This is a genomic window from Kitasatospora sp. NPDC089509 (genome assembly GCF_044749365.1).
Taxonomy (GTDB): Bacteria; Actinomycetota; Actinomycetes; order Streptomycetales; family Streptomycetaceae; genus Kitasatospora.
In genome coordinates this window covers 435,224-457,212 of record NZ_JBIVHS010000003.1, presented here as the reverse complement: position 1 = coordinate 457,212, position 21,989 = coordinate 435,224, and the positions used below count along the sequence as shown (strand labels likewise).

24 protein-coding genes are annotated in these 21,989 nt (G+C 72.7%); 12 read left to right on the top strand and 12 right to left on the bottom strand.

Annotated features, from left to right (window positions below):
* Positions 1-102 precede the first annotated feature (102 nt).
* Both ACIP4P_RS08395 and ACIP4P_RS08390 read left to right on the top strand, forming a co-directional pair.
* Positions 103-801 (top strand): LuxR C-terminal-related transcriptional regulator, encoded by a 699-nt coding sequence (locus ACIP4P_RS08395; protein ID WP_400915999.1) that lies wholly within the window; start codon positions 103-105, stop codon positions 799-801.
* Entirely contained in the window at positions 798-1,088 is a 291-nt protein-coding gene (locus ACIP4P_RS08390; protein WP_350516976.1) for an acyl carrier protein, read from the top strand. Before ACIP4P_RS08395 ends, ACIP4P_RS08390 begins: the two co-directional genes overlap by 4 nt.
* A gap of 157 nt (positions 1,089-1,245) precedes the next feature.
* On the opposite strand, the gene ACIP4P_RS08385 is transcribed toward ACIP4P_RS08390, so the two are convergent.
* The 3 genes from ACIP4P_RS08385 to ACIP4P_RS08375 all read right to left on the bottom strand — a co-directional run bounded on the left by ACIP4P_RS08385 (position 1,246) and on the right by ACIP4P_RS08375 (position 5,005).
* The gene (locus tag ACIP4P_RS08385; RefSeq protein ID WP_400916412.1) at positions 1,246-2,382 is read right to left on the bottom strand and encodes a Glu/Leu/Phe/Val dehydrogenase dimerization domain-containing protein; all 1,137 of its coding nucleotides are present in this window, start codon (positions 2,380-2,382) and stop codon (positions 1,246-1,248) included.
* Positions 2,383-2,561: 179 nt separating this feature from the next.
* A complete protein-coding gene (locus tag ACIP4P_RS08380; RefSeq protein WP_400915997.1) occupies positions 2,562-4,241 on the bottom strand; it encodes a 5-guanidino-2-oxopentanoate decarboxylase in 1,680 nt (559 codons plus the stop codon).
* Positions 4,238-5,005 carry a flavoprotein gene (locus ACIP4P_RS08375; RefSeq protein WP_400915995.1) on the bottom strand — a complete coding sequence of 256 codons (768 nt, stop codon included), beginning with the start codon at positions 5,003-5,005 and terminating at the stop codon, positions 4,238-4,240. Before ACIP4P_RS08375 ends, ACIP4P_RS08380 begins: the two co-directional genes overlap by 4 nt.
* 238 nt (positions 5,006-5,243) lie before the next feature.
* On the opposite strand from ACIP4P_RS08375, the gene ACIP4P_RS08370 reads away from it, so the two are divergent.
* Positions 5,244-6,203 carry an acyl-ACP desaturase gene (locus ACIP4P_RS08370; RefSeq protein WP_400915993.1) on the top strand — a complete coding sequence of 320 codons (960 nt, stop codon included), beginning with the start codon at positions 5,244-5,246 and terminating at the stop codon, positions 6,201-6,203.
* A gap of 269 nt (positions 6,204-6,472) precedes the next feature.
* On the opposite strand, the gene ACIP4P_RS08365 is transcribed toward ACIP4P_RS08370, so the two are convergent.
* Positions 6,473-6,802 carry a branched-chain amino acid transporter permease gene (locus tag ACIP4P_RS08365; RefSeq protein ID WP_400915992.1) on the bottom strand — a complete coding sequence of 110 codons (330 nt, stop codon included), beginning with the start codon at positions 6,800-6,802 and terminating at the stop codon, positions 6,473-6,475.
* On the bottom strand, positions 6,795-7,439 hold the full coding sequence (locus ACIP4P_RS08360; protein WP_400915990.1) for an AzlC family ABC transporter permease: 645 nt from the start codon (positions 7,437-7,439) through the stop codon (positions 6,795-6,797). Before ACIP4P_RS08360 ends, ACIP4P_RS08365 begins: the two co-directional genes overlap by 8 nt.
* Positions 7,440-7,634: 195 nt before the next feature.
* Here ACIP4P_RS08360 and ACIP4P_RS08355 point away from each other — a divergent pair, with 195 nt between their 5' ends.
* Entirely contained in the window at positions 7,635-8,069 is a 435-nt protein-coding gene (locus ACIP4P_RS08355) for an Lrp/AsnC family transcriptional regulator (RefSeq protein ID WP_400916411.1), read from the top strand.
* A gap of 179 nt (positions 8,070-8,248) precedes the next feature.
* Here the strand turns inward: ACIP4P_RS08355 and ACIP4P_RS08350 are convergent, their stop codons facing one another.
* Both ACIP4P_RS08350 and ACIP4P_RS08345 read right to left on the bottom strand, forming a co-directional pair.
* Positions 8,249-8,698, bottom strand: a complete 450-nt coding sequence (locus ACIP4P_RS08350) for a DedA family protein (protein ID WP_400915988.1) — start codon at positions 8,696-8,698, stop codon at positions 8,249-8,251.
* Between the two features lie 193 nt (positions 8,699-8,891).
* Positions 8,892-9,629 (bottom strand): class I SAM-dependent methyltransferase, encoded by a 738-nt coding sequence (locus tag ACIP4P_RS08345; RefSeq protein WP_400915986.1) that lies wholly within the window; start codon positions 9,627-9,629, stop codon positions 8,892-8,894.
* Positions 9,630-9,763: 134 nt separating this feature from the next.
* Here ACIP4P_RS08345 and ACIP4P_RS08340 point away from each other — a divergent pair, with 134 nt between their 5' ends.
* The 3 genes from ACIP4P_RS08340 to ACIP4P_RS08330 all read left to right on the top strand — a co-directional run bounded on the left by ACIP4P_RS08340 (position 9,764) and on the right by ACIP4P_RS08330 (position 12,075).
* Positions 9,764-10,915, top strand: a complete 1,152-nt coding sequence (locus ACIP4P_RS08340; protein WP_400916409.1) for a sensor histidine kinase — start codon at positions 9,764-9,766, stop codon at positions 10,913-10,915.
* Positions 10,912-11,562, top strand: a complete 651-nt coding sequence (locus ACIP4P_RS08335) for a response regulator (RefSeq protein WP_400915984.1) — start codon at positions 10,912-10,914, stop codon at positions 11,560-11,562. The genes ACIP4P_RS08340 and ACIP4P_RS08335 overlap by 4 nt, the downstream gene beginning before the upstream one ends.
* Positions 11,563-11,853: 291 nt before the next feature.
* Complete coding sequence (locus ACIP4P_RS08330) at positions 11,854-12,075, top strand: hypothetical protein (RefSeq protein ID WP_400915983.1); 222 nt, start codon at positions 11,854-11,856, stop codon at positions 12,073-12,075.
* Positions 12,076-12,084: 9 nt separating this feature from the next.
* Here ACIP4P_RS08330 and ACIP4P_RS08325 read toward each other — a convergent pair whose 3' ends face one another.
* On the bottom strand, positions 12,085-13,923 hold the full coding sequence (locus tag ACIP4P_RS08325) for a serine/threonine-protein kinase (RefSeq protein WP_400915982.1): 1,839 nt from the start codon (positions 13,921-13,923) through the stop codon (positions 12,085-12,087).
* Between the two features lie 343 nt (positions 13,924-14,266).
* Between ACIP4P_RS08325 and ACIP4P_RS08320 the strand changes: the two genes are divergently transcribed.
* The 3 genes from ACIP4P_RS08320 (at position 14,267) to ACIP4P_RS08310 (ending at position 15,231) form a co-directional block, all read left to right on the top strand.
* On the top strand, positions 14,267-14,452 hold the full coding sequence (locus ACIP4P_RS08320; protein ID WP_400915980.1) for a SecY-interacting protein Syd: 186 nt from the start codon (positions 14,267-14,269) through the stop codon (positions 14,450-14,452).
* Positions 14,453-14,698: 246 nt separating this feature from the next.
* Entirely contained in the window at positions 14,699-15,070 is a 372-nt protein-coding gene (locus tag ACIP4P_RS08315) for a hypothetical protein (RefSeq protein ID WP_400915979.1), read from the top strand.
* Entirely contained in the window at positions 15,067-15,231 is a 165-nt protein-coding gene (locus ACIP4P_RS08310) for a hypothetical protein (RefSeq protein ID WP_400915977.1), read from the top strand. The genes ACIP4P_RS08315 and ACIP4P_RS08310 overlap by 4 nt, the downstream gene beginning before the upstream one ends.
* Positions 15,232-15,329: 98 nt before the next feature.
* Here ACIP4P_RS08310 and ACIP4P_RS08305 read toward each other — a convergent pair whose 3' ends face one another.
* Complete coding sequence (locus tag ACIP4P_RS08305; RefSeq protein ID WP_400915976.1) at positions 15,330-15,770, bottom strand: helix-turn-helix transcriptional regulator; 441 nt, start codon at positions 15,768-15,770, stop codon at positions 15,330-15,332.
* A gap of 344 nt (positions 15,771-16,114) precedes the next feature.
* Here ACIP4P_RS08305 and ACIP4P_RS08300 point away from each other — a divergent pair, with 344 nt between their 5' ends.
* Positions 16,115-17,320: a hypothetical protein gene (locus tag ACIP4P_RS08300; protein ID WP_400915974.1), complete on the top strand. Its 1,206-nt coding sequence runs from the start codon at positions 16,115-16,117 to the stop codon at positions 17,318-17,320.
* A gap of 34 nt (positions 17,321-17,354) precedes the next feature.
* Here the strand turns inward: ACIP4P_RS08300 and ACIP4P_RS08295 are convergent, their stop codons facing one another.
* Positions 17,355-18,074 carry a DUF6193 family natural product biosynthesis protein gene (locus ACIP4P_RS08295; protein ID WP_400915973.1) on the bottom strand — a complete coding sequence of 240 codons (720 nt, stop codon included), beginning with the start codon at positions 18,072-18,074 and terminating at the stop codon, positions 17,355-17,357.
* A 384-nt stretch (positions 18,075-18,458) separates the two neighbouring features.
* Here ACIP4P_RS08295 and rph point away from each other — a divergent pair, with 384 nt between their 5' ends.
* Positions 18,459-21,125 carry a rifamycin-inactivating phosphotransferase gene (gene rph / locus ACIP4P_RS08290; protein ID WP_400916407.1) on the top strand — a complete coding sequence of 889 codons (2,667 nt, stop codon included), beginning with the start codon at positions 18,459-18,461 and terminating at the stop codon, positions 21,123-21,125.
* A gap of 35 nt (positions 21,126-21,160) precedes the next feature.
* Here the strand turns inward: rph and ACIP4P_RS08285 are convergent, their stop codons facing one another.
* Both ACIP4P_RS08285 and ACIP4P_RS08280 read right to left on the bottom strand, forming a co-directional pair.
* Positions 21,161-21,553, bottom strand: coding sequence for a VOC family protein (locus ACIP4P_RS08285; RefSeq protein WP_400915971.1), 393 nt, complete (start codon positions 21,551-21,553; stop codon positions 21,161-21,163).
* Positions 21,550-21,852, bottom strand: a complete 303-nt coding sequence (locus tag ACIP4P_RS08280) for an ArsR/SmtB family transcription factor (RefSeq protein WP_400915969.1) — start codon at positions 21,850-21,852, stop codon at positions 21,550-21,552. Before ACIP4P_RS08280 ends, ACIP4P_RS08285 begins: the two co-directional genes overlap by 4 nt.
* Positions 21,853-21,989 lie beyond the last annotated feature (137 nt).

The window sequence follows — 21,989 nt, the reverse complement described above, 5'->3', positions numbered from 1 at the left end:
GAAGATGATGTTGGGATGACTCGCAGATGGGTGCCAGAAGTCTGCTCATGCGGACGCCGGGCATCCGAATCGGGGGTTCAGCGAATGAAAATTCAACTGCTGGTGGCACACACGGAAGGACTCGCCCGGGCCGGCATCGTACAGATCCTGCACGGAACCGACGACATGTCCGTCGTCGCGGAGGCCGCTTCCGGCTGCCAGGCCGTCCAGCTCGCCCGGCTGCTCCGCCCGGACGTCGCCGTGGTCTGCGGCGGCAGCACGGAGTTCGGCAATCCGGAGGTGACCAGGGACATCGCCGAACACGGCTCCACCGACGTGCTGTGGCTCACCCCCAGCACGGTGGACGCGACGGCCCTGCGCATCATGAACGCCGGTGCCGTCGGCCTGCTGCCGATGAACACCGACGCCGGCCAACTGCTCCACGCCATCCGGCTGATCGCCGACGGTCTGGGCTTCATGGACCCGACCGTGATCAGGCCCCTGGTGCGCGCCGCGGCCCTGCACGCGCCCGAGGACCCGGACGAACCCGAGGACCGCTTCGACGAACTGCTCACACCACGCGAGCACCAGGTCCTGGTGTACGTCGGCCAGGGCCTGTCCAACCTGGAGATCGCCCGCATCCTCACCGTCTCCGAGAACACGGTGAAGACCCATGTCAGCCGCGTCCTGGCCAAGTTGGGCCTGCGCAGCCGCGTGGAGGCGGCGCTCCGCGCCCGTAGCGTCCGGCCTGGGCAGCGGGCCGGACACCGCGGTCGCAGCACCGATCCGATCCGCCACACACAGATGGGAATCGCACCATGACCGTCCAGCCCACCGACACCGCCCGGCCCGCCGACGCCTTCGACCGGGACCTCTTCGACGCGGTCGCCGCCCTGCTCGTGGAGATCGCCGAGGTCCCGGCCGAGGCCATCACGCCGGAGGCCCGGTTCCGGGACGACCTCGACGTGGACTCGCTGCTCATGGTCGAGTTCGGCGTCTCGCTGGAGGACCACTTCGAGGTGGCGATCCCCGACGACGACTTCATCAAGCTGCTCACGGTCGGCGAACTGGTCGCCTTCGTCCAGAAGCAGCGCGCGGCCTCGGCCTGAGGTCGGGGCGCGGCCTCGGCCCGGGGCCGGGGTGCTCGGGCGGGCGGGTCGGTTCCGCGGTTGCGGAGCCGGCCCGCCTGCGGGCGTGCTTGCCCGTCCCCAGGTGCAGGTCGTTCGGTGGCCGGTTCGCCGCCCGTCGTCGGCGGCCGGCCGGCGGTCACCGGGCGTTGGCCTCGGCGATCCGGCGGGCGATCTCCCGGGGCGCCACCGACTCGGCCCGGGCCCCGGTCAGCACCTGACCGCACAACTCCCGCATGGTGCGCCCGATCCGCCCGAACGCGCTCGCCGGGGTCGGCTCGACGTCCCCGAAGAGGGTCCACCACCACCAGCTGTTCGCCGCGCAGTTGGCCAGGAAGTCCGGCAGCACCAGGACGCCGCGCGCCAGCAGCCGCCGCTCCGCCGCCGCCGTCACCGAGGCGTTCGCCGCCTCGACCAGGTACCGGGCGCGCACCGCGTCGGCGTTGCCCTCGTCCACCGCGTACGAGACGGCGGCGGTGACCAGCACGTCGCAGTCCACCGCCAGCCAGTGCGCCCCCGACAGGACGACGTCGCCGGGGCGCAGCGCGCTCCGGTCGATCCGGCCGTCCGCCGTCCGGGTCGCCAACAGCCGCTCCACGTCCAGTCCGTCCGCACTGGCCACCACGCCCTCCGCGTCGCAGACGCCCACCACCCGGATCCCGGCCCGGGCCAGGTAGCGGGCCGTCGCGCCGCCCATCGAGCCGAAGCCCTGCACGAAGGCCGTCCGCCCGGCGGACGGCTCGCCCCGGTCGGCGAGCACCGCCAGCACCGCCTGGGCCACCCCGAACCCGCCGACCAGGTCGCCGAGTCCGATGCCGTCCACCTCGGCGGCGAAGGCCTCCGCCAGCCGCCGCAGACCCGTGCCGGCGCCGTCCGGCACGAACGGCAGGGCGGCCTGCACCGAGGAGCGCAGGCCGGCCGCCGTGACCGCCGCGTCGATGTCCGACTGGTGCAGCCCCAGGTCCTCGCCCAGTGCCCACCGGGTGGCGATCAGGGGTCGCATCGCCGCGATGTACCGGTTCAGGACATCCTGGGCGGCCGGGTCCCGGGGATCGAAGTCGATGCCGCCCTTCGCGCCGCCGAAGGGCTGGTAGCGGTCGTCGGGCGAACGGACCAGCGCCTCCTTGAGCGTCATCAGGGCGGCCAGGTCGGTCACTTCGGCCAGGGTGCAGCCGGCCCGCATCCGCAGGCCGCCGCTGGCCACCCCGCGGCGCAGCCGGTCGACCACCAGGTAGCCGCGCGCGCCGGTGGGCTCGTCGCGCCACACGACGCTCAGGTGGGGGCCGTCGGGCGTGGCGTCAATTGTCGTGTCGGGCGCGGCGGTTGACGGGGCACTGGGGGCACTGTGAGGGACGGTCGGCGGGGCGGCCGGGGCGAGGCGGTTCGGCATGAGGACTCCCTTGGACGGACGTACGGGCTGGCGGTCCTGCGATCGTGCGGAGGGGGTGTCGCGGCTCACGCGGCCCGACAGCCGGACACGCGACAGTCGGACTCCCGACAGTCGGACTCCCGGATGGCGACGACGGTCGGTCCGTCCGCCCGCAGTGCGGCCGCCACCGCCTGGGCGGCCTCGGCCGGGGACGCCGCGTGCACCCCGGCGGCGCCGAAGGCGCGGGCCAGCGCGACCGGGTCGGGCCCGGGCACGTCCACGGCCAGCGGGCGGAAGCCGCGCCCGCTCATCTGCGCGCGGATCTCGCCGTAGCCGCCGTTGTCCACCACCACGACCGGCAGCGGCAGCCGCAGTTCGACGGCGGTGGCCAGCTCGTTCAGCGTGAACTGCAGCCCGCCGTCCCCGCAGAGCGCCACCACCGGCGTGTCCGGACGGGCCGTGCGCGCGCCGATCGCGGCGGGCAGCGCGTAGCCGAGCGTGCCGAAGCCGGTGGGGTAGAGGAAGCGTCGCGGCCCGGCCACCCGGAAGGCCGTGGTGGCGCCGTAGTAGCAGACCTGGGCGCTGTCGTTGACCAGCACGGCCTCGGCGGGCAGCGCGGCCCGCAGCCGCCCGACCAGCCCGGCCCACGGCGCGGCCAGCCGGTCGCCCTCTGCCCGGACGGCGGCCCGCCAACGGGCCGGCTGCGGGCCCGGCGGCCGGTTCCCGGCGGGCAGCGCGGCCCGCACGGCCCCCGCCAGTGCCGCCAGCACCGGGCCGGCCGGCCCGCACAACGGGTGGGCGGCCTCGGCGTTGCGGTGCAGCTGCCCCGGGTCGAGGTCCACCCGGACCAGCGGGCCGGGTACGGCGAGCGGGCGGTCCCAGGTGTCGGCGGGCGACAGCTCGGTGCCGACCGCCAGGACGGCGTCGGCCTCGGCGAGCGCGGCGTGCACCGCCGCCAGGTGCAGTCCGGCGCCCAGCGACGACGGGTGGTCCTCCGGGAACACCCCCTTGCCGTTGACGGTGGTCACCACGGCGGCGCCCACCAGGGCGGCCAGCTCCGCCAGTTCGGCCCCGGCGGTGACGGCTCCCCCGCCCGCGACGAACAGCGGGCGGCGCGCGGCGGCCAGCACCGCGGCGGCAGCGGCGAGCCCGGCGGGCGGCGGGTCGTACGGTGGCGGTTCGGCGGGCGACGGGCGGTACGGTGGCGGGCCGTCGACCGGTGCGTCGAGGAGGTCCACCGGGACCTCGATATGCACCGGCCGCCCCCTGGCGGCGCCGAACCCCGCGTACGCCTCGTCCAGCGCGTCCAGCAGTTCCGCCGCCGAGCCGACCCGGCGGCTCCAGCCGCACAGTGCCGCCATCACCCCGCGCTGGTCCTTGACCTCGTGCAGCGCACCCGTGCCCGGCCGGTGCCCGCGCGGCATGCCCGGTGAGACCACCAGCAGCGGCACCGAGTCGGAGTACGCCTGCCCGACCGCGGCGGCGGCGTTCAGCAGGCCGGGCCCGCTCGTGGTGAACACCACGCCCGGGCGGCCGCTGACCCGCGCGTACCCGTCCGCGGCGTACCCCGCGCCCTGCTCGTGGCGGGTCGTCACATGACGCAGCGGGGAGTCGGCGAGGGCCTCGTACAGGCCCAGGCTGTGCGTCCCCGGGATGCCGAACACCGTGTCGGCCCCGTGCGCCACCAGCCGGTCCACCAGCAGCCGCGCGCAGCTCGGGGCCGCCCGGCGGACGGCCGGGCGGACGACGGCCGGGTCCGCCGTCATGCCCGCGCGGCGCCGACCAGGGCACCGGTCGGGGCACCGGCCGGGGCGCTACGGTCGGCCCCGGCCTCCTGCGGCGCGGCGTCCGGCCGGAGCACCGAGGCGGCGAACCGCAGCGTGCTCTGGATGTCCGGCATCCCCGACGCCACCCCGACCTTCGCCTTGTGGGCCGACAGCCCCGGCTGCATGGGCGTCACATGGAAGCCGTCCTCCGCCAGCGTCCGCAGGTTGCGCCGGACGGCGGGCCGCTCCAGCGCCCCGGCCGGGATGCTGGGGGCGAGCACCACCGGCGCCCGGGTGGCCAGCACCGTGCTCAGCGCCAGGCTGTCCGGCATCCCGAGGGCGCACTTGGCGACGAAGTTCGCGGTGGCCGGGGCGACGATCACCAGGTCCGGCCACTCCGCCAGCTCCTGGTGCGGCACGATCCCGCGGGCGGTGTCCCAGTCCGGCCCCTCCACGGGCGCCTGGGTGGCCGCCGCGAGCGCCTGCGGGGCGACCAACTGAGCGGCCGCGTACGTCAGACAGGCCCGGACGTCCCAGCCGTACCACATCCGCATCAGCACCGCCCAACTCGGCAGCGCCGTCACGCCGAAGGCGCCCGAGCCCACCAACAGGAGCCGGGAGCGGGGCAGTTCGATGGCAGGCGGCCCGGCCTTGGCCGCAGGCCGGCCGGTCCCCTCGGTCCCGCCGGGCGTACCGGTCCCCTGAGCCGCCTCGGTCCTGCCGCTTTCCTCGGGCGCTGCGGACATCTCGGGCACTGCGGACATCGCTCTCCTCGGGAACGCCGGAATCCTGCCGTCCCATTCGACCCGCAGACCATCGATCACGGATCCGCCGCACGAAGGACCCGGCCGTCACCTTTCGAACTACGCCCCGCCAACCTTCCAACGATTTCGCCCCGGCGGAGCGCCGGAGGTTTGCCCGGCCCGGCCGGCGCTGCCTATCGTTCGACGGAACCGGCCCGGTGAATCGATCGCAACGCCACCCGAGTGAGACGAGCCGCCGATGAACTCCCCTGCCCCGCCCGTGGATTCCGACGTCCTCCGGACCCTGGAGGAGGTCGTCGAGAAGGAACTCGACCGGCACCTCGCCGCCGCCCGGGAGTGGTTCCCGCACGAGTACGTCCCGTGGAGCCGCGGCCGTGACTTCGCCGGGGAGCTCGGCGGCGAGCCCTGGGCGCGCGAGCAGTCACCGGTCGGCGAACTGGCGGCGACCGCCCTCAAGGTGAACCTGCTGACCGAGGACAACCTGCCGTCCTACCACCACCAGTTCGCCACCCTCTTCGGCGCGGACGGCGCCTGGGGCACCTGGGTGCGCCAGTGGACCGCCGAGGAGGCGCGGCACTCGGTGGTGATCCGGGACTACCTGCTGGCATCCCGCGCGATCGACCCCGTGGACCTCGAACGGGCCCGGATGGCCCACATGACCGCCGCCCCGCCGCCCAACGACGTCGGCGTGCTGGAGAACATCGCCTACGTCGCCTTCCAGGAGCTCGCCACCCGGATCTCGCACCGCAACACCGGCCGGGTGTCCGGCGATCCGGTCTGCGAACGCCTGCTCACCCGGGTCGCCATGGACGAGAACCTCCACATGGTGTTCTACCGCAACGTCCTGGCGGCGGCCCTGGAAGCCGAGCCCGACCGCACCATGCGGGCGATCAGCCGGGTGGTCTCCTCCTTCGCCATGCCCGGCGCGGGCATCCCCGGCTTCACCCGTGCGGCGGCCCGGATGGCCGTCGGCGACATCTACAACCTGCGGATCCACCACGACGAGGTGCTGCAGCCCGTACTGCGCCACTTCGACGCCCTGTACCGCTCCGACCTCGGCCCCGAGGGCCGCCGCCACCAGGACCACCTGGGCCGCCACCTCGACGACCTCGCCGTCCAGGCGGCCCGCTTCGACGAACACCGCGCCGTCGTCCTGGCCCGCACCGCCGCCCGCACCCGAGCCCACGCCGACGGCTGACCCGGAACCGCGCCTACTGTCCAAGTCGGTCCGCTGCTCCGTGAGCCTCTCGGCGCGGAAGGTCACGGTCGCGACGAGTGCGGCGCAGTGCTGGAAGCCTCGGATGGATGCGCCGAGACGGTGTGGTCCTGTTCTCCGCGTGGCGCTGGAGGTCCTGGGCTTGTTCACGAGATCGGACAGCAGTTGTTCATGACTTCGGGCGGCTTCGAAGTTGTGCTGTGTTCGATGTTCACGAGAAGCGACAGCGCCAGGCTCGGTGTCACGCGGATTCAGTGGGCGAAGACCGTGCTGGCGAGGATGACGTGGGTAACCGTGCCGCCGAGGATGCTCAGCAGTGCGTTGCGGCGCCACAGGTGCAGGCCGATGGTGACGGCCAGGGCCGCGAGCGGCACTGCGGCGCGGGCTTCGGTCACTGGCAGGTCGTGGAGGCAGTAGACGACCAGGATCACCATGACGCCGACGGGCATGCGGGTGCTGAGGTAGTGGACGGTGCCGCTTTCGCGTAGGGGGGTGAGGGCGGCGAAGGGCAGGGCGCGCAGGGCCCAGGTGACGGCGGCGGCGACGAGGACGGCGGCGATGGTGTAGCTGGTGTCAGGCATGGCGGGGCTTCCTGGAGGTGGTGAGGTGGCGGGCCAGGAGGGCGGCGGTGAACAGGGTGAAGGCGGCCAGGAGCATCTGGCCGGGGAAGAGGAGTCGGGCGGCCAGGGCGCTGAGCACGGCCAGGACGGGGGTGGGCACGTCGCCCCGCAGGTCTCGGACGGCGTCGAGGGCGAGGACGGTGAACAGGGCGGTCAGGGCGAAGTCCAGGCCGGTGACGCTGTCGGGGATGAGGGAGCCGAGCAGAGCGCCGGCGATCGAGCTGCCCGCCCAGTACAGGTGCAGGAAGAACTGCAGCCACAGGATGCGGCGGCTGGACCAGGTACGGGACTGCTCGCTGGTGGTCAGCGCGTATGCCTCGTCGCACATGGCGTAGGTGCTGTACGCCTTGCCGAGACGGCTGCTCACTCGGTGCAGGGGGAAGGACAGCGTGTAGAAGACGTGCCGGACGTTCACCAGCAGTGCGGAGACTGCGATCGCCGCGAGCGGCGCCGAGGCGGTGACCATGCCGATGAGCAGAAACTCGAACGATCCGCCGAAAATGAGCACCGCGGACAGCCCCGCCCACCACCAGTCCAGACCCGACTGCGTCACCAGCGCTCCGAAGGCGAGCCCGAGCGGTAGGAATCCCAGCCCCACGCCGGCGGAGTCGTTCCATGCCGCGCGCGCCTCGGAGCGTGTCGGGGGCGGAGGGGCGGGAACGGGCCTAGGCGGGTCATCAGCGACGACAGGGATTGAGTCCATGTGTGAAATTTTAGGATAAATCGGCCCTCATTTGGTTGCCGCTTATCGCTCTATGATCAGCCTGTGAGCAATAAAGTTACCCTCGATGCCATTGATCGCGACATTCTGTTTCACCTGCGCCAGGACGGGCGATTGACCAACGTAGAGCTGGCCAAGCGCGTCGGTCTGACCCCGCCGCCCTGCCTGCGCCGGGTCAAGCGGCTGGAAGAGGCCGGCGTCGTCACCGGGTACCGGGCCGTCATCAACCCTCAGGCCTTGGGCCGCGGCCTGGAGGTCCTCATCGACGTCGAGATCTACGCCCAGGACCGTAAGAGCTTCCAGGACTTCGAGGACACCGTGGCCTCCTACGACGAGGTCATCGAGTTCCGCCGCATGTACGGGCGCCCCGACTACTTCCTCCGCGTCGCGGTCGCCGACCACGCCGCGTATGAAGCCTTCCTCACCGAAAAGCTCAGCGGCCTGCCCGCCGTACTCCGCCTCGAATCCCACCTGACCATGAAGAAGATCAAGACCAACGACGAGTAGGACGACGTGAGACCCACGGCCCCGCCAGAGCCCGGAAACGCGCCTCACCTCGGGAAGTGGGCGCTGGTGCTGTCCCAACTCATGAACATTTCGATTCGAAGGTCAGCGCCTGCCGCCTCCCGGATCGGTGGACAAACGCTGTCCGTTCTCGTGGACGGAGCCGAGGTCCCGACTGTCGGTCAGTCGCGTCCGCACCGGGCGGGGCTGACGTCGTGCGGGTGCGGGGAGCGGTGGCGCTTCTTCACCCACAAGGCCGCGCACCCGGCTGTGATCAGGCCGGCGATGGCAACGGCGGGCCCGCCTAGGGTGATGATTCGCCGGAGGGACGCGGCGGCACCGTAGCCGAGGCCGGCTTCGGCGGTGGCCCACAGGCAGGCGGCGGTGGCGCTGTAGGGGGCGATGCGGCGGTAGGACAGGCTGGTGGCTCCTGCGAAGTGGGGGGCGAGGGTGCGTACGACGGGGATGAAGCGGGCCAGCAGGACGGCTCGGCCGCCGTGGCGGGCAGTGAGGGCCTCGGCGCGTTGCCAGAGGGGGGGCGGGGATGCGCCGGGCCGCGCGGCCGGTGCGGAGCCGCTGGCCGAGGAGGAGGCCGGTGCGGTGGGCGAGGAGGTCGCCCGCGATGACGGCACCGGCCGCGGTGGCGATGACGAGAGGGAGGCTGATGTGGCCGACGCGGGCCATCGCGCCGGCGGTCAGCATGAGGGTGAGGGTCGGGATGAAGGCGCCGACCAGGAGGACCGACTCGGTCAGCACGGCCAGGGCCAGCACTCCGTAGGCGGCCGGCGCCGGGATGTGGGCGAGGAGGTCGGTCAGGACGTGCATCTACTGACTCACCCTGGTCCGAGCGGTGCTGCTGACCGCCGGTGCAGGGCCGGGAAGGCACTGGGGGTGTTGCAGGTGCCAGACGTGGGCGGGTGGCAGGTTGGCCCATACGCTCCAGCGGGCGGTGGCATAGCGGCGCTGGTAGGCGGTCATGACGTGGTCCACGGCGGCGTGCCGGCGTGCTTCGGACGGTGAGGCGAGGAGGGTGCGGGCGCGTCGGGTGCCGAGGTAGGCGAAGTAGGTGAGGGTTCCGCCGGGGTGGAGCAGTTCCATGTAGCGGGCCATGATCCGTTTCACGGTGTCCGGGGTGAAGTTGGTCAGCGGCAGGCCGGAGACGATCACGTCGTAGCGCTGGTCGGTGTCGAGGTCTTCGACGAGGCTCTGGTGCACGGCGATGTCCGCGGACCGGGACGTCGTGCGGGGGTGGGTGGCGGCGAGGACGCATAGCCGGTCCGCGAAGCGGGGATTGGCCTCGACGATGTCGAGGCGGCTGCCGCGGGGAAGGCGGGGGATGAGGTGGCGGGTGACGGCACCGGTGCCGGCGCCTGCTTCCAGGACGGCCAGCGGGCGGGGTGAGCGGGTGAGGACGGGCTCGGTCAGCGCGTGGGCGAGGGCCTTGCCGCTGGGGGCGACGGCGCCGGTGGTGCGCAGGTCGCGGGCGGCTTCGATGAGGAACATCCAGCCTTCGGCATGGCGCTGCGCGGTGGCGCGCTGGTGCGAGTTCGTCCAGTCGTTCATGGTTTCGACGCTACGGAGCGGTGCTGTCCTTGAGATCCTCCGTTCTGCGACGGGCTTGGCCGACGAAAGTAGGGGGTTGCCATGGTCTTTCGTCTGGCCGGAAACAGCCGTGGACTGCCTAGCATGGCCAGGTGATGTGGTGGAAGGGCCCGGCGTGGGCGGCGGTCGGGCGTACGGGGTTCGTGGCCCTCCTGGCGGCGGGCGCCGCGGTGAATGCTGCGCTGCTCTCCGGCGGCCGGTACGTGGTGCCGGTGACGGCTGCCGCGCTGGTGTGCGCGGTGGCGCTGGTGGTGCCCCGGCTGCGATGGCCGGTCGCGCCGTGGGTGGTCGCGGCGGGGACGGCGTGGTGGGGGTGGCTGTTGGCTCCGCTGCTGGCCGTCTCCCTGTTCGACCTGGCCGTGGCCCGCCGGATGCGGGTCGCCCTGGCCAGTGCCGTCGTGGCGCTGAGCGCCAACCTGCTCGGCGCCCAGGCCACGTCGCTGTGGGCCGACCGGCGATGGGTGTCGACCCTGTTCGTTCTGCTGTTCGGCTTCGTGGTCGGCCTGTGGCAGGGCAACCGGCGACGGCTGGTGAAGGCGCTGGCCTCCGAGGTCGACCACCTGCGGACGGAGTCGCAACTGCGGGAGGAAACGGCCCGGGCCGCCGAACGCTCCCGCATCGCCGCGGAGATGCACGACGTGCTGGCCCACCGGCTGAGCCTGATCGCCCTGCACACCGGAGTCCTGGCCACCAGGGCCGACGGCCTGCCCGCGCCGGTCGTCGAACGCCTGGCGCTGCTGCGTACCACGTCCGCCGAGGCCCTGGCCGACCTGCGCGACGTCCTCGGCGCCCTGCGCGACCCGGACGCGGCGCAGGGCGCGGCGCTCGCGCCCGCGATCCGAGACGTACGGGAGCTGGCCGAGGAGGCACGCGCCGCCGGGCAGCACGTGGAACTGACCGTCGACGGCGTTCCCGAGCAGGCTCCCACGACCCACCGGTTGGCCACGTACCGCATCGTCCAGGAAGCACTGACCAACGTCCGCAAGCACGCGGGCGGCGCCGCGGTGACCGTACGGGTCGGCTACCGGCCGCCGGCCACCCTGATCGACGTCACCAACACCCCCGGCGTCCCCGGCACTTCCGACCCGGGCGCCGTCGAGTCCGGATACGGGCTCGTCGGTCTGCGCGAGCGGGTCACCGCGTTGGGCGGCGACCTGGACGCTGGGCCCGCCGGCGCGGGGGCCTGGCGGCTGGCCGCTCGCCTCCCCCACCCCGTCGGCATCGCACAGAACGGCACCCGCACATGATCCGCGCCATGATCGTCGACGATGACGCCCTGGTCCGTCTTGGCCTGACCGACCTCCTCGACGGCGACCCGGGCATCCAGGTGGTCGCCCAGGCCGTGGACGGCCTGGACGCCGTCGAGCAGGCCGGCGCCCACCGCGTCGACGTGGCCCTGGTCGACGTGCGCATGCCGCGCCTGGACGGCATCACCGCGACCGCCCGGCTACGGGCCCTTCCCCACCCGCCGAAGGTGATCACCCTGACCACCTTCGACCTCGACGAGTACGTCTACAACGCGCTCGCCGCGGGCGCCGACGGGTTCCTGCTCAAGGACACCGATCCCGCCGAGATCCTGCGCGCCGTCCACCTGGTGGCAGCCGGCTCCGCCATGCTCCACCCCGCTGCGGCCCGCCGGCTCATCGACCGCTACCACGCCGGCAACCAGCCGAAGGCCACCGCCGCGCGGGCCCTGCTGGAGCAGCTCACCCCCCGGGAGCTGGACGTTCTGGCCCTGCTCGCCCAGGGCGAGACCAACGCTGACATCGGCACCCGCCTCGCGATGCGGGAAAGCACCGTCAAAGCCCACGTCAGCCGCATCTTCACCGCCCTGGGCGTCACCAACCGCGTCCAGGCCGCCCTCCTGGCCCGCGACGCGGAACTGCCCACCTGATTCAAGAGGGCAGGTACTGAAGGACGTTGGGGCGATGACCTCATCGAAGGCGGTGACCGTCTCGCGGTCGCCGAAGCGCACGGTGACGAAGACCAGAACCTCGAACGCCCCGGAACCTGCTCCTTCGCCCACCTGTTCACCAGGCTATCGACGCCTATCTGCGTGGCTTCTCAGCTGCTGTCGGCCCGGACCGACCCGACCCGACCGAGCCTTCAGCCCGACGCCCCTGCGGCCCGCCCGGTGGACCATCGGGCGGACCGCACCCCCCTTCAGCGCCGCGACGGAGGAACCATGGCACGACGCGAGGGCCGGATCGAGGCACTGCTCGCCGGCGACGCGGGCCTGCTGACCGCCCTGGCCACCCGCTGGCTGCTGTACGGCCCCTACAGCGACCACGCCGGCCACTACCTCCGACTGAAGCTCCTGGACGCGACCGTCCTGCTCACGGGCATGGCGGTCGCCGTGGTGTCGTACCGCGTACTGCGCCACCACCAGCGCCGCGACGAACGGTAGTCGGTCCGATCAGGAGCTGACCTGCCAGGTGCTCAGCGCGAGCTTGACCGCGCCGGTCTGGAGGTCGGCGGTCTCGATGGTCGCGATCGCGATGCTCTTGGTGCCGCGGTTGCGGATGCAGAGCAGCCGGCCGCCGTTCACCTGGGCGAAGCCGACGTGGGCTTCGGGCTGGGTGTCGATCGCGGCGTCGCACTGGGCCGGGGTGGACGACGGGTCGGTCAGCACGGCGAAGTCGGAGAGTTCGTAGCCGGCCGCGCTGAAGGAGTCGGCCGAAGCGCTGCCGGTGGGGCTCTCGTGCGTCAGGGCGAGCGCCCACTTGGGGGTGGTGACGGCCGGGGCCGTCTTTCCGCCGACCAGGTCGACCTGGTAGGCCTGGGTGGCGAACAGGGCCGCCGGGATGCTCAGTTCGACCTTGCTCACCAGCGGGAGGTAGCTCGCCGCGGCGGGGGCGGCCGAACCGGGGGCGACCGAAGCGGGCGCGCTGGGCGCGCCGGTGGAGGCGCCGGTGGGCGCGGCCGCGGGAGCCGTCGCGGGTGCGACCGGGGGCTTCGTGGCGGCCGGGACCTGGGCGGCGGCCGTGCCGGCGCCGGCGCTGGTGCTGGTGCTGGTGCTGGTGCTGGTGCTGGTGGTCGACTTGTCGTTGCGGGTCAGCACCACCCCGGCCAGCGTGCCGCCGAGCGCCACGGCCACGGCGACGGCCAGCAGGGCCTTCCAGGAGACGCCTCCGATCCTGGCCTGCGGCGCCGCGGTGGCCGACGCGGCCGACGCGGCCCCGCCGGTCGGAACCGTCCGCTCCGGCGGCTGCACCCGCGTGGTGGGCAGCTCACCGAACGACGGCGGCGGCAGCGGCAGCGGCGTAGGCCCAGGAGCGTCGGGCGCGAGTGCCGTCGCCAGCACGGTGGGGGTCGGCAGCGTCCTGGGCAGGTCGGAGCGCCGGGTGATCTCGGAGGACACCGGCGCGGGGAGCCAGTCGTCGGCGAACCGCAGCTGTCCGCCGACCTCGGGGTGGTTGCGGGCGGCCTCGATGATCTCGGCCGGTGTGGGACGGTCCGCGGGCGACTTGGCCAGGCACCGTTCCAGCAGCGCGCGCAGTTCGGCGGGCACCGCGTCCAGCTCCGGCCGCTCGTGCACCACCCGGTAGAGCACCGCGGTGTCCGGTCCCTCCCCGAACGGCTGCACGCCGCTCGCCACGTAGGCGGCCAGCGCGCCCAGCGCGAAGACGTCGGTGGCCGGGGTGACCGCCGCGCCCTGGGCCTGCTCGGGCGACATGAACGCGGGCGAGCCGATCCGCAGGCCGGTACCGGTCAGCGCGGTGGCGTCGGCGGCCCGGGCTATGCCGAAGTCGATCACCCGCGGGCCGTCGGCGGCGACCAGCACGTTGGCGGGCTTCAGGTCGCGGTGCACCACGTCGACGCCGTGGATCGCCTGCAGCGCCTCGGCGATGCCGCCCATCAGCAGCAGCACGGTGCGCACCGGCAGCGCGCCGTGCTCGCGCACCACCTGCTGCAGCGAGGGGCCCGGCACGTAGGCGGTGACCAGCCAGGGGCTGTCGGCCTCGGTGCCGGCGTCGATCACCTGGGCGGTGTAGAGGCCGTGGATCCGCTGGGCGTTGGCCACCTCCTGGGTGAACCGGCGGTGGAACTCCGGGTCCTCGGCGAACTCGGGGCGGACTACCTTGAGCGCCACCGGGCGTCCGCCGGGGGTGTAAGAGAGGTAGACCCGCCCCATTCCGCCGGCCCCGAGCCGTGCGTACAGCCGGTAGCCGGCCACTTCGGTCGGGTCCTCCGCCTGGAGGGGCTGGAAGGCGGGCGGTGGTGGTGCGGCGGGCTGCGGGTCGGCTGCAGACATGGGCGGAGCACATCCTAACTGTTCGTCAACTACCAAATCTAAGAGCTGATTCGAGCGAACCGCCGGGACGCCGTGCGGGCTCACGGAGAGGAGGCTAGCGTTTTGTTCAACAATCCTACAAGGGCGAAGTGGGGTCCTCCCCAACGGATTTGGAAGCACGCCGCCCGACGCCCCAGCTCGCGGGCCCACTGCCGTACCGGCCCGGTAGCGTCCGGCGGACGACGTCGCAACGAGACCCATGGACGGGAGTCCCCTTGACCGAGCACGAGACGCGGGCCAGGCTCGCCGCCCCCTGCTTCTCGACGACCTCCGGCCCGGGCTGGACCGGGCCGGCCTGAACGTCGTGGAGTACGACCCCGCGTGGCAGTCCCCCTGCCAGACGGGCGACCCCACCCCCGACGGCACGATCCGCTGGAAACCCGTACCGATGGAGCCGGCCCCGGACTTCGCCGAGCTCGAACGCGCGCTCGCCGAGACCGGCACGACCCCGGTCGCACCGTCACCGGCGGAGTTCCTCGCGGCCCTGTAGCTCGCGACCCTGTAGCAGCTCCCGAGTGCCTCGTCCCATGGCACGACCGGCACGACCGGTTCCGAGAACGTCCCTCTCGCCCCCCTCGAAGAAGAGGGAAGCCAGGGAGGGGTGTACGAAGGTCCCATTTCGCGGCCTGGGCTCCGCCATTAGATTCGAATACGAAGCGAGAGCAACTCGGCTTCTCGTGCTGGTCGTTCATGGGAAATGAAATTGAAGACAATCGCAGCGGGCCTCATTTCGACAGTGATCGCGGGAAGCGTCCTCGTGGCGGGCGCCGCCGCCCACGCGGCGCCGACCGCCCCGGTGGCGGCCTCCCCGGTGGCGGTGACCGCGGGGGTGAACGTGGTCGACACCCCGGTCCTGGTGGACCCGCGGCAGGACTACAACGCCGTCAACTGCCGCTTCGGAAAGAACGAGAAGGACCGGGAGAAGTACTGCACGGCGCTTGAGACCAAGCCGATGACGGAGACGGCGAAGAACTGCCTGGTCCGCATGGGGGTCGGCGGCGCCGCCGCCCTGATCGCCGGAAAGGTCAACAAGAAGGTGGCCAGGGAGATCACGGTGAACACGGTGGCGGCCGGGGCCTCGGGCTGCCTGACGGCGCTGCTCACGTGATCAGGATCCTTGCCAAGGCGGGGGTCCTCGCCCTCTGGGGCGGGGTCCTGGTGGCGGCTGACCACATGACCTCCTCGCCCTGGTACCGGATCGCCGTCGCCGTCGCCACCGCCGTCCCGATGGCCTGGGCGCTCGACCGGATCGGCGGCCGCCGCCCCTGAGGCCGCGTGTGGACCGGGGCCGCCTCTGCCGTACGCGGCGCCGTGCCACCGTGGGAGGATCCCGGCCGCCCGTACCGGCGGCCGGGATCCTCCCTTCCTCACCGGCGGTTCGGAGCACGGACCTCGACACCTGGACGTCGATCCGAGCGGCTCCATCGGTCCGAACCGGCCAAGGCCCCCGCAACGCCCTCGTGCGGAGTCCGCCGGGCGCAGAGCTGGTCGTGCCACAGCAGGGCGACCAGGCCGGCCTCCAGCCGGGACCGCACCGCCAGCTTGTCGAGGATGCCCGTCACGTGCTTCTTGACGGTGCGTTCGGTGATTCCCAGGCGCAGCGCTATGGGCAGGTTGCCCAGCCCCGAGCTCAGGAGGACGAGGACGTCGGACTCCCGGGCCGTGAGAACGGACAGATCGCGTGGCGCCAGGAGCACGTCGAACTGGCTTCCTTCACAGGGGCATTCGATGCCCGCCGACAGCACGTGCGGAGCCATGGGGCCGTCCGATCGATCCGTACCGAGCTGGACGACCTGTCCAGCGATCACGCGGGCGCCTCGCCCGCTCGGCACCCAGTCAATCCAGCGTTCACCAAGAGCTCAAGGAATTCCCGAGTGCCTCCGCCGAGGCACCCCCGTCCCGTGCCGACCCGATCAGGGGCCGATGTACCACCGCCCGTCCGCCGGGCGCTCCACCGCCCGTCCGCCGCGCGCTCCGCCGCAGCGGCGGGACGGCCACCCGGATTCCGCTGCGCTCGCGCCCAACTTCGTGAAGACTGAGTGAAGTTGATGTGCGCCGAGCAGTGTGGCGCACGTCGGTTCTCCATGCGAGACCTGACCCGGCAGCACCGCACAGTGCCATTCCGAGGAAGTCCACGAGACGAGGAACGCACATGAGCATCGGCACCCGAGCCCTGCGCGCCGCAGGCGCCGCCACCATCGCCCTGGCCGCCGTCGGCACCCTCACGCTGGGCGCGGCCGGCACCGCGTCGGCCGACACCGATCCGGCGCCCAACACGGCCGTCGACCTGCCCCTCCCGTTCCCCAGCACCTGGGCCGACCCCGTCGCGGTCAACAACAGCGGGGTGATCGTCGGCACCGCCACGAACAGCGCCAACCAGGGCTCCGCGGTCCGCTGGAGCCCGGACCTCACCCCCACCGTCCTCCCGCACCTGCCCGGGGACACGTACAGCCGCGCCGCGGCCATCAGCGACGACGGCACCGCCTTCGGCTACTCCGGGGACTACCACCCGGTGCGCTGGGCCCCCGACGGCACGCTCACCCAGCTGCCGCTGCTGCCCGAGGACGCCGGCGGCTGGGGCTACATCTACACGGCCAGCCGCACCGGCATCGTGGTCGGCTCCTCCGAGCACGCCCTGGCCTCCCACGGGGTGATCTGGACCCCGGACGGCAAGGTCGTCCGGCTCGCCCCGCTGGTCGGCGACGTCAGCAGCCAGGCCGTCACGGTCAACAGCTCGGGCGAGTCGGCCGGCGTGTCCCGTTCGGCCGACGGCACCACCCACCCCGTGAAGTGGCACGCGGACGGCACCCCGGTCGCGCTCGACCCGACCCACGCCTACACCGGCGCGTGGGTCGTCCAGATCAACGACGCCGGCACCGTGGTCGCCAGGGACGCCACACCGGCCGGCGCCCAGAACAGCGAGTGGCGCTCCCTGACCTGGCGCGCCGACGGCACCGTCACCGACCTGGGCCGCCACTCCACCGCGAACGCGATCAACGCCTCGGGCACCGTCGTCGGCCGGCAGGCCGGGGCGGACGACATCGACTACACCGCCACGAGTTGGGGCCCGGACGGCACCGCCACCACGATCGGCTCCGCCTACGACTACACCACGGCCGTCGCCGTCAACGACGCCGGCGCCTCCGTCGGCTACACCGGCACCAAGGTGCCGTCCGACCAGCACCGTTACGCCCTCCGCTACGAGTCCGACGGGAGCCTGACCGAACTCAACGCACTGCCGGAAACCTCCAACTCCTACGCCGAGTTCATCACCGGCTCCGGCCTGACCGTCGGCGTCCGGATCGGCTACCCGGCCCCGGGCAGCTCCACCCACGTCCCGGTGATCTGGCGCCCCTGACCACCACCCGCCGCTCGGGGCCCGGCGGTGAGCTTCAGAGCGTGGTCCGCAGGGCAACCGCGGCGGCGACCACGTCGTCGAGTCGGCGGAACTCCCGCTGGTCCTCCTCGGTCTCCGAGGAGGACCACAGGAGGTAGGAGCCGTCGTCCCGCCGGCGGATCAGCAGTTCGCCCGGCTGCTCGCGGTAGGAGTCCTTCGCCAGCCGCAGTGTCCACATCGAGAAGAACGGGAACATCGGCGCGAGCTGCGGCTCGGCTCGCAGGGCGGTGAGCAGCTCCCGGTACTGCGCGAAGGCCGGGTCGCCGATCTGCAGCTCCCACATCACGGCCACCTGGTCGCCCTCGTCGTACCCCCGGCTCAGCCTGCTGGACGTCATGAAGGGGAAGCGCCGGGAGAGTTCGGCGAGGGTCGCGCCGTGCTGCCACGCCACGAGGACGCCGGCGGCCTCGGCGATGTCGGCGGTGCTGCCGTTCGCCCAGTTCGCGAACCATCCCCGGTCGCTGAACAACGCGATGTCGAACCCGGGTTCCGCGCCCCGGAGGTCGACCTTCATCCGCCCCCTCGGCGAGTCGAACCACGCGACCGTCGGCTCCCGGTCGGCCCCGGCGGCAGGCGATCCGCCGCCGAGGTCGAGGCCCTGGTCGGCCGCGGTCGCGCGGAGCGCGGCGGTGAGACCCCCGTGCCGGGCGAGCTCCGGATGGTGCTCGGAGAAGTCCGGCGGGTGGCCGTCGGTCACGTCGGTCACGTCGGTCATGGCAGGGTCCGTCCTGTACGTGCTGCGCCCCGTGGTCGGGGCGAAGGACGACCATAACGGAGGACGGCCGGGTCGGCCGATGTCGGCGGGCACCAAAAGGAAGCGGGCACCGAAGCGGGCGCCAAAGCGAGCACGAAAGCGGGTGCCAAAAGGAAATGGAAGGGAGAATCCTCTCCCTTCCATTTCCAATCTATAGCGCACCGGGGGGCTTGCGGCAAGGCCCGGTTCACGGCGCAGAATGGTCGGCCGATGCCCCGCTACCTGCGGAAATGCGGGCAGGACGGGTGGCCCGGCGGGGCGGGACGTCCGGCCGGGGCGGTCCGGGGGATGGTGAAGGTGGAGAGGGTTGACGCCGTGTTCGAGGAGCGTGCTGGAGGTGTCGCGATGACCGGGCGGTACGTGCTGGGATTCCACGAGGTGGACGAGTCGCAGGTCGCGGTGGTCGGGGGCAAGGGCGCGCACCTGGGTGCGCTGTCGCGGATCGAGGGTGTCCGGGTTCCGGCCGGTTTCTGCGTGACGACGGACGCCTTCCGGCGGGTCGTCGCCGAAGTACCGTCGCTCGACGGCTTGCTCGACGAGTTGGCGGGTTCGGACCCGGACGACCGGGAGGCGGTCCGCACGCTCAGCGCGCGGATCCGGCGGACCGTCGAGGAGACCGTCGTCCCGTCCGAGCTCGCGGCGGCGATCACCGGGGCGCTCGCCGGGTTCGGTGAGCGGGTGGCCGTCGCCGTCCGGTCCAGCGCGACGGCGGAGGACCTGCCGACGGCCTCGTTCGCCGGGCAGCAGGACAGCTATCTGAACGTCGTGGGGCCGGAGGCCGTCCTGCGGCACGTCAGCCGGTGCTGGGCGTCGCTGTTCACCGAGCGGGCCGTGACGTACCGGCGGCGCAACGGGATCGACCACCGTGCGGTCCAGATGGCCGTGGTGGTGCAGCGGATGGTGTTCCCGCAGGCGTCCGGTGTGCTGTTCACGGCCGACCCGGTCACGGGCGACCGGAAGAACGCCGTCGTGGACGCCGGGTTCGGCCTCGGCGAGGCCCTGGTCTCCGGCCTGGTGAACCCGGACGTCTTCACGGTGCGGGACGGCGAGGTCGTCACCAGCACGATCGCCGCCAAGCAGCGGGCCGTGCTGGCGCTTCCGGCGGGCGGGACGCACGAGGTGGCGATCGACCCGCAGCGGCAGGGGCAGCCGGCAGTGACGGAGGCGGAGGTGGTGCGGCTGGTCCGGCTTGGGCGCCGGATCGAGGGGCACTTCGGGCGCCCGCAGGACATCGAATGGTGCCTGGTGGACGGTGACTTCCAGGTCGTCCAGAGCCGGCCGATCACGACGCTGTTCCCGATTCCCGAGGCCGACGACCGGGACAACCACGTCTACGTCTCCGTCGGCCACGGCCAGATGATGACCGACCCCATGAAGCCCCTGGGGCTCTCGATGTGGCGGCTGACGGCCATGGTGCCGATGCACGAGGCCGGCGGGAGGCTGTTCGTCGACGTCACCCGGCGGCTGGCCTCGCCCGCGGGGCGCACCGCCCTGCTGGAGGTCATGGAGCGGGGCGATCCGCTGATCAAGGACGCCCTGGAGACCGTCCTCGGCCGGGAGGGGTTCGTTCCGGCGGCCCCTGACCCGGGTACCGGGGCGTCTCCGGCGGCGCCGGCCGCCACCCCGTCCGACCCGATCGAGACCGACCCGGAGCTCGTCATCGGGCTGGTCGAACGCAGCCGGGAGTCCATCGCCGCCCTGGAGCGCGACATCCGGACGAAGTCCGGTCCGGAGCTGTTCGACTTCCTGCTGGAGGCCTTCGAGGAGCACAAGCGGTTCCTCCGCGACCCGCTGAGCTTCAAGGCGATCATGGCGGGGATGGAGGCCACCTGGTGGCTCAACGATCACCTGCTGGAGTGGCTGGGCGAGAAGAACGCGGCCGACACGCTCACGCTGTCCGCCCCCGGCAACATCACCTCGCAGATGGGCCTGGCGCTGCTCGACGTCGCCGACGTGATCCGCCCGAAGCCGGAGGTGGTGGCGTTCCTGCGGGAGGTCGGGGACGGCAACCTCCCGGACGCCGACCTCCCGGACGGCAACCTCCCGGACGCCGCCTTCCCTGACGGCGACTTCCTGGCGGGGCTGGACGGGCTCGCGGGCGGGAGCGAGGTGCGGGAGGCCGTCGAGGGCTACCTCGACCGGTTCGGCATGCGCTGCGTCGGCGAGATCGACATCACGCGGACGCGGTGGCACGAGCACCCCGCCACCCTGCTGCCCGCGCTCCTCGACAACGTCAGGAACTTCGAACCGGGCGCCGCCGCGCGGCGGTTCGAGGACGGGCTGCGCAGGGCGCGGGACGAGGAGCGGGACGTGCTGGCGCGCCTGCGGGCGCTGCCGGACGGGGACCGGAAGGCCGACGAGACCAAGCGGATGATCGACCGGGTCCGGACCTTCATCGGGTACCGGGAGTACCCGAAGTACGCCATCATCAGCCGCTACGCCGTCTACAAGCGGGCCCTACTGGCGGAGGCCGACCGCCTGGTGCGGAGCGGGGTGCTCCGGGAGCGGGAGGACGTCTTCTACCTCACCTTCCAGGAGCTCCAGGAGGCGGTGCGCACCCACCGGGTGGACGAGCGGCTCGTCCGGGAGCGCGCGGAGGCGTTCCGGTCGTACCACGCGCTCACCCCGCCCCGGGTGCTCACCTCGGACGGTGAGGCCCTCAGCGGGGCGTACCGGCGCGACGACGTACCGGCGGGCGCCCTGGTCGGCGTTCCGGTCTCGGCCGGAACCGTGGAGGGCAGGGCCCGGGTCGTCCGGGACCTGGCGGACGCCGATCTCGCACCGGGCGACATCCTGGTCGCGCCCTTCACCGACCCCAGCTGGTCGCCGCTGTTCGTCGGCATCGCGGGCCTGGTGACGGAGGTGGGCGGTCAGATGACCCACGGCGCGGTGATCGCCCGGGAGTACGGTCTGCCGACCGTGGTGGGGGTGGAGCAGGCGACCCGGCTGATCCGGGACGGGCAGCGGATCCGCGTGCACGGAACCGACGGGTACGTCGAGCTCCTCTCCTGATCCGGCCCAACCCGGCCCGGCCCGAGGCGGCCCCCCTACCGGGGCTGCGTGGCGATCTGGATCAGGTTGCCGCAGGTGTCGTCGAAGACCGCGGTGGTGACGGGGCCCAGCTCCAGGGGCTCCTGGGTGAAGTGGACGCCGAGGCCGCCCAGCCGCTCGTGCTCCGCCCGTACGTCCGCGACGGCGAACTGGGCGAGCGGGATGCCGTCCTCGACGAGTGCGTCGCGGTAGGCCCTGGCGGCCGGATGGCCGGCGGGTTCCAGGAGGAGTTCGGGGCCCTCGGGGTTCTCGGGGGAGACGACGGTGAGCCAGCGGGCGCCGCCGCCGAGCGGGACGTCGTGCTTCTTCACGAAACCGAGGACCTCCGTGTAGAAGTGCTCGGCCTTGGCCTGGTCGTCGACGAAGACGCTGGTCAGGTGGATCTTCACGGGCTCTGCTCCTGGGTGCTGGAGGGGTCGGGCACGGGCCAGCGGTCGACTATCCGCCGCAGCGGGGCCGTGTTCAGGTCGTGGAACTTGTAGCGGCCCTCCCGTCGGGTCTCGACGAGTCCGGCGGCCTCCAGCACGGCGAGGTGCTGCGAGACCCCCTGGCGGGAGAGGTCGAGCTGATGCTTCATGGTCAGCCGCGAGCAGATCTCGAACAGCGTCTGCCCGGACTTCTGCGCGAGCTCGTCGAGGATGGTGCGGCGGGTGGGGTCCGCCAGGGCTTTGAAGAGGTCGTCGGCCACGACTTCAGGATAGGCAAGTCATGACTTGCCTATCAAGTCCGCACGGCTCGGCGTGGTGTCGGCCGGCTCGGTGACTCGCTGCCGTCCGGAAGGCGCGGTTACCTGGAGACAGGACCCGGGGCGCACCGGTCCGGGCC

Bases quoted from the DNA above. Each gene is read 5' to 3' on its own strand.
- ACIP4P_RS08340 (WP_400916409.1), top strand. From the start codon at position 9,764: ATGTGGTGGAAGGGCCCGGCGTGGGCGGCGGTCGGGCGTACGGGGTTC.
- ACIP4P_RS08325 (WP_400915982.1), bottom strand. From the start codon at position 13,923: ATGTCTGCAGCCGACCCGCAGCCCGCCGCACCACCACCGCCCGCCTTC.
- ACIP4P_RS08330 (WP_400915983.1), top strand. From the start codon at position 11,854: ATGGCACGACGCGAGGGCCGGATCGAGGCACTGCTCGCCGGCGACGCG.
- ACIP4P_RS08300 (WP_400915974.1), top strand. From the start codon at position 16,115: ATGAGCATCGGCACCCGAGCCCTGCGCGCCGCAGGCGCCGCCACCATC.
- ACIP4P_RS08295 (WP_400915973.1), bottom strand. From the start codon at position 18,074: ATGACCGACGTGACCGACGTGACCGACGGCCACCCGCCGGACTTCTCC.
- ACIP4P_RS08345 (WP_400915986.1), bottom strand. From the start codon at position 9,629: ATGAACGACTGGACGAACTCGCACCAGCGCGCCACCGCGCAGCGCCAT.
- ACIP4P_RS08370 (WP_400915993.1), top strand. From the start codon at position 5,244: ATGAACTCCCCTGCCCCGCCCGTGGATTCCGACGTCCTCCGGACCCTG.
- ACIP4P_RS08390 (WP_350516976.1), top strand. From the start codon at position 798: ATGACCGTCCAGCCCACCGACACCGCCCGGCCCGCCGACGCCTTCGAC.
- ACIP4P_RS08380 (WP_400915997.1), bottom strand. From the start codon at position 4,241: ATGACGGCGGACCCGGCCGTCGTCCGCCCGGCCGTCCGCCGGGCGGCC.
- ACIP4P_RS08375 (WP_400915995.1), bottom strand. From the start codon at position 5,005: ATGTCCGCAGTGCCCGAGATGTCCGCAGCGCCCGAGGAAAGCGGCAGG.
- ACIP4P_RS08335 (WP_400915984.1), top strand. From the start codon at position 10,912: ATGATCCGCGCCATGATCGTCGACGATGACGCCCTGGTCCGTCTTGGC.
- ACIP4P_RS08365 (WP_400915992.1), bottom strand. From the start codon at position 6,802: ATGCCTGACACCAGCTACACCATCGCCGCCGTCCTCGTCGCCGCCGCC.
- rph (WP_400916407.1), top strand. From the start codon at position 18,459: ATGACCGGGCGGTACGTGCTGGGATTCCACGAGGTGGACGAGTCGCAG.